This window comes from Acidisoma sp. (assembly GCF_035492295.1).
Lineage (GTDB): Bacteria > Pseudomonadota > Alphaproteobacteria > Acetobacterales > Acetobacteraceae > Acidisoma.
The window spans coordinates 1-5,400 of record NZ_DATJJK010000093.1 but is presented as its reverse complement, the minus strand read 5'-3'; the positions used below and the strand labels follow the sequence as shown (position 1 = coordinate 5,400).

Sequence of the window (5,400 nt, the reverse complement as noted above, 5' to 3'; positions counted from 1 at the left end):
CCGGCACAAGCGGAGAAGCGACGGCTTCCCAACCAGAATGCCCATCAGCACCGCGACGCTCAGACTGACCGGGACATAATAGACCCAGATTTCCCGCCCTTGGCCGTAGAGAATGCCAGACAGGATATTGCGCAGCACGCCCACGGAGAAATGCCCGGCGAGTTGCAAGTTGACGACGGCATAGGCCAGCACATAGAGCGCGGAGACGCCCAGCGCGATGACGCCAGCAATCTGCGCGTAGCGCAGATTGGCCGCGATCTCCTTGCGGAAGAGAGCGATCAGGCTTCCGGCCGCGAAGGCATCGAAATGGCCCGGACCAAAGGCATAAACGGCAAAAGCGGCGCTCAAAGCGTCATGACCATGGGAGACGCTCCATGCGCCCGTCGCGTAACGAACGAGGGGTGCCGCGCAGATGACGGCGATCAGAGCCAGGCTTCGCGAGCTTCTGCCCGGCAAGAGCAACAGGAAAGGAAAGACGAGATAGAACTGCTGCTCGACCGAAATCGTCCAGAGATGCGCGAAACCCTCCCAATACGTGCCTGGCGCATAGGTCTCGATGATCATCTTTATGTTCTGCGTGAAGGTCAGCAGCCAGGGGACCTCAGCCAATTCGCTCGCCTTCCCGAACGTCAGGACAAAAGCCACCGAGACGGCAATGAAGGCGAAATAGACCGGCCAGATACGGAGAGCCCGACGGGCAAAGAAGGTTCCCATGCGACTCCAAGTGCCGCGGCCAGCATGTTTGGCAGAAAAGAGCGAGGTCGTGACCGCGAAGCCCGAGACGACGAAGAAAAGCCAGACCCCCATCCATCCAAGGGGAAAAAGCCCGCAATGGATGGCAATCACCGCGGTCATCGCAAGGCACCGCAATGCGTCGATCTCGGGGACGTACGCACCGGGAACCGTGGTGACGGCTGATGCTTGCTCGGCGAAGGTAGCCGGACTCAAGACAGGCGAGATTGTCGACCATTCACCAATGCGACGCGTCTGACCAGGCTGTAAATCCATGCTTGGAATTCCTCAGACTTGATGCAATGTGGAGCCGCGGTCTCAGCCTTATGCCAGCTGCCGCCTGTCCCCTCGGCGCTGTCGCGGAAGACGTGCGAGGTTGCGCTGCGCCTCCAGCGCATGGAGAAGGTTGCGGATCGCCACGCTGCTGCGTTGATTCCGAATGCAATTTAACGCGTGGAACAGTTCATACAGGATGGCCAGCTTCGACGTACGACGGCCGAGAAGGCGATGGATGGCATTGAGATATTTGACATCCCTCCGGTCACTGCGGAAGAATGACAGCGGAACGTACTTCCTCGGACCGCAATAGTGGCGGACGGAAGCGGTCTTCCAACTCTCCGTAAATTTCGAACTCGCTTGCATGTTGTACGTGGTGGAGAGCCGCAGCCAATTATCCTCGAATACGAGGTTTAGGGCGCACTGATCGATCGACGTGCAATCGATCTTATACGAACATCCGTGGTCATGGCGGTCCAGCGCAGCCTCATAACATGTCAGGAAATCGTTATTCCAATTGGATGATTCGAAAACCAGCAAGCCGGCGTTGAAATATGATCCTATGTCAGCCGCCTGTTCCGGGTCATTTTGCCAATCGGAATGCCGCAGCACACCCGTATCGGCAAGGTCCATGTCGGCAACCGCCGCAATCGGATATGCGCCAAAATTCAGTTTGTCGATTTCCAGATCTTTGAAGACAAGCATATCGTTGTCGAGAAACACCACCCGGTCATAATCCGAGACGAGATTTTCAACTGCCCGCAGCTTGAGAAGGGTGGGCGTCGTAACATGGCCATGGGTCTCATGCTGTTCTGCAACGGCGTCTTCGACCGGGCTAAAAGACAGATTGATCCCAAGCTTGGCAACGGCGTCGGCCAGGTCTTTGCTCGGCTGGGGGAGGAACTTATGGCAGAATATGCGGATATGACATGGCCTCGGCTGAGACATTCCGAGGGATATAGCGGAGAGAGTCGCAAGGTCGAAGCCCTGCCGATCAGTCACGTAAACAAAACACACATTCATCTTTGTCCCTTTTTATTCTGCAGACCTGCCGGCTGAAGCGGCCAAAGGCTTCATTTACTAGGTTGCCGCTCAGAAAAGCCTTCGCGGAGGCCGGAGAAACTCTCACTTCAGTTGCTCATACGAGTTCGAGTGCCTTCTGAAGGAAAATCACCCATCGCCATAGCCCGGCAATCTGGGTACTGGCCCTTCACTCCATCGGCAGCCCGCTGATCCTCCGTTCATGCGAAAGGAGCAGGATCCCGAATTTGGTCTAGTGCCGCTTAGGGGGGTGAGCCCCTCTATCGGATGATGTCAGGACGGCCCCGCAGCGGCTCAGCGCCGCAACCAACCTGATCCTTCAGCCTGATGCGCCGATCGTCTCATGTCATCTCATCGGCGGAGGCGCCGGTATTGATTGCTCGCGTGAGCGAGAGCGTCAGAGTGATAAGGGTCTGCTTCACGGTTCAGCATGAATCGCCGCCGCGATTCACTCTGCCCCCACACACCCGAATGGTCGGATTCTAAATTTGACGTTGAAAAGCCGCATGCGGCGAAAAGAAGTCGAACGTCAAATCCGCTCCATCAGACCCTGCGCGCCTTCACATCCGCCAGGATTTCGCGCGCCGCATTATGACCGGGAATGCCGGAGACACCGCCACCCGGATGGCTGGACGAGCCACAGAGATAGAGCCCCTTTACCGGCGTCCGGTAATCGGCATAGCCCGAAACCGGCCGCTGGAAGAAAAGCTGATCCGCTGCCAGTTCGCCGTGAAAGATATGGCCCTGCGGCAGACCCACGATCGCCTCCAGATCTGGCGGCACCAGGGTCTGCTCGGCAATGATGTCCCCTGAAAATCCAGGCGCGTAATTGTCGATGGACTGCAACACAGTCTTTTTAAATTTTTCCTTCTCCGTCGTCCAGTCGCCATTCTTCAGCGTGTAGGGCGCGTGGCCGCCGAAGACGTTGACGACATGCTTGCCGGGAGGCGCCAGCGTGTCATCCACAATGGTCGGCGTGCACAGCGTCATGAAGGGCTCGGATGAATACCAGCCGTGCTTGGCATCGTCATAGGCGCGTTCGAGATAGTCGATATCGGGCGCGATATGGCAATAGGTGGGGTAAGGGAAGTTGCCGAGCGAGCCGTCCGTCTTGGCTTTTTCGAGGATGCGGTATTGCGGCGGGCGCTCACAAGCGATGTTCATCTTGAAGGCGGTAGAAAACGTGCGGTAGCCGCGCGCCTCTCGCAGCACCTCGGCGGGGACCACGCTTTCAGGCAGCATGTTGAGATAGACGGTTTTGGCGTTGACGCCAGACGCGATCACGCGGGCGCGGAAGATGTTCCCCGACGCCGTCACCACTTCCGTTGCGCGTCCATCGCGGACACGAATCTCGCCGACAGCCGCTTCGGTGAAGATCTCGACGCCCTTTTCACGTGCCGAGGCGGCGAGCGCCTGGGTGATTGCGCCCATGCCGCCCTTGATGAAGCCCCAACCACCGGCGCCCTCATGCTCGCCCATGATGTGATGCATGATGACGTAGGCGGAGCCCGGACTCTTCGGCCCGGCGAAGGTGCCGATGGAGGCGTAATAGGCGAGGCAGGCCATGACCCGGTCATCCTCGAACCATTCGCACAAATAGTCGTAGGCGCTCATGGTGAGGAGATCGACCAGGCGATACATCTTGCGCCCGATTTTTCGATATTTCCAAAGAAAGGATGCTGACTCACGAAAACTTCTCCAGTCCCGCTTCGACGGATCAACCGGCGTTTCCCACAGCAGAGAGCGGACGATCTTTGTCGCCTCCTGCAGGTAGGCGTCGAAGGCGGGGTAGATCTCGGCATCATGCTGAGAGAATTTGGCGAAGCTCTCCTGCGTCTTTTTCATGTCCTCGGAGAAGAGGATGTAATCGTCATAGGAGACCGAGGAAATCATGTCCGAGCAGGGCAATACCGTCAGCCCGTGTCGGGGCAGTTCGAAATCGCGGATAATGCGCGGGTGCAGCAGACTCATGAGATAGGAGAAAATCGATGCACGGAAACCGGGCGCGATCTCTTCCGTGACGGCCGCCCCGCCGATGACGGCACGACGTTCGAGCACCGCGACTTTCATGCCGCGGCGCGCCAGGTAATTGGCGCAGACAAGGCCGTTATGGCCGCTGCCGATGATGACCGCATCATAGATCCGGGCTGCCGTGGGCGCCGCGCTCATCCCATCCGGCATCGTCTCAGCCCTCAAGCCCAGGAAGCGCCGCGCGCACCATATCCTGAAACGCCTTCACTGCCCGCTCCTTCCGGGGCGACAGAATGCCGCGATCATAGATGCCGGTTTCGAGGTTGCGCTGCACACCGGTGATGATGTCCAGATCCTCGGTGATGATCTGCGCGGACCAGGCGGCAGAGCGCGCGTTCTCTTCGGCCTTTGCGAGACTGACATCGGAGAAGAGATACCAGTTGATATGGCGCAGCCGCCCGGCCCCAAGCGGTTCCACTGTCGCGATCGAACTGCCCCATTCGTAAAGGTTCAGCATAAGGAACGGAAAACGGTAGAAATAAAGCCCGTCCGTCATGCCGCCGTCGCGCTTCGGCCCGTAGAGATGGAACAGCCCCTGCTCCGGATAGGAATCAATCGTATAGCGGCTGATGTCGAGGCTTTCGCACAGGCCGGGATGCATGCTGGGGCAGTGGTAGCATTCGAGATAATTCTCGCCATAGGCTTTCCAGTCGACCGCGACATCCCGGTTCTTTTCCGAGAAGTACTTCTGGTTCTCCAAAGGATAGTTGGCGGCAAGGGGCACGATGGGGCCGAGCCAGTCCACGAGGCTCAGCCCCTCGGTCGCGATACGGATAAAAACGAGACCGCGCCATTCGTCAGCGGCAATCGGAAAGAGCGACCATTCGGCAGGATCGACTTCACCCTTGGCGGCACCGAAGCCCGGTGAGCGCGCAAGCGCTCCATCCAGATCATAGGTCCAGCTGTGATAGGGGCAGCGGATCACCCCACCCTGCATGTGGCCGCATTCTTCTTGGGTCAACATCGCCGCACGGTGCCGGCAGACATTGTGAAAGCCCCGCAGAGTGCCATCGGTCTGTCGGACGAGGATGACGGGATAGCCGATGATGGTGCCGGTCAGGAAATCGCCGGGATTGCGCAGCTGATCGCTACGGCCGAAGAGCAGCCATTCGCGGGCGAAGATCTCCTTCCGCTCACGCGCAAAAAGGGCCGGATCGTGATAGAGCGATGCCGGCAGGGTTGGCACCACGGATTGCACCTGAGACCGTTCTATGATGGACATCGCTCACTCCGCTCGTTGTGTCGTCAGCAAGCCAAGCCGGAAGTCTTCTTGTTTCTTTTTCCTCTGAAAAAGAAATTCCTTCATTTCATTCCAATGGC

At 58.4% G+C, this 5,400-nt stretch carries 4 protein-coding genes; all 4 read right to left on the bottom strand.

Annotated features, from left to right (window positions below):
- Positions 1-1,008 (bottom strand): acyltransferase family protein (locus VL752_RS06585; protein WP_325353378.1); only part of this gene is annotated, 1,008 nt, incomplete at its 3' end.
- A gap of 48 nt (positions 1,009-1,056) precedes the next feature.
- On the bottom strand, positions 1,057-2,031 hold the full coding sequence (locus VL752_RS06580; RefSeq protein ID WP_325353377.1) for a glycosyltransferase family 8 protein: 975 nt from the start codon (positions 2,029-2,031) through the stop codon (positions 1,057-1,059).
- Positions 2,032-2,592: 561 nt separating this feature from the next.
- Positions 2,593-4,218, bottom strand: a complete 1,626-nt coding sequence (locus VL752_RS06575; RefSeq protein ID WP_325353375.1) for a phytoene desaturase family protein — start codon at positions 4,216-4,218, stop codon at positions 2,593-2,595.
- Between the two features lie 16 nt (positions 4,219-4,234).
- Complete coding sequence (locus VL752_RS06570) at positions 4,235-5,302, bottom strand: aromatic ring-hydroxylating oxygenase subunit alpha (RefSeq protein WP_325353373.1); 1,068 nt, start codon at positions 5,300-5,302, stop codon at positions 4,235-4,237.
- Positions 5,303-5,400: the final 98 nt, after the last annotated feature.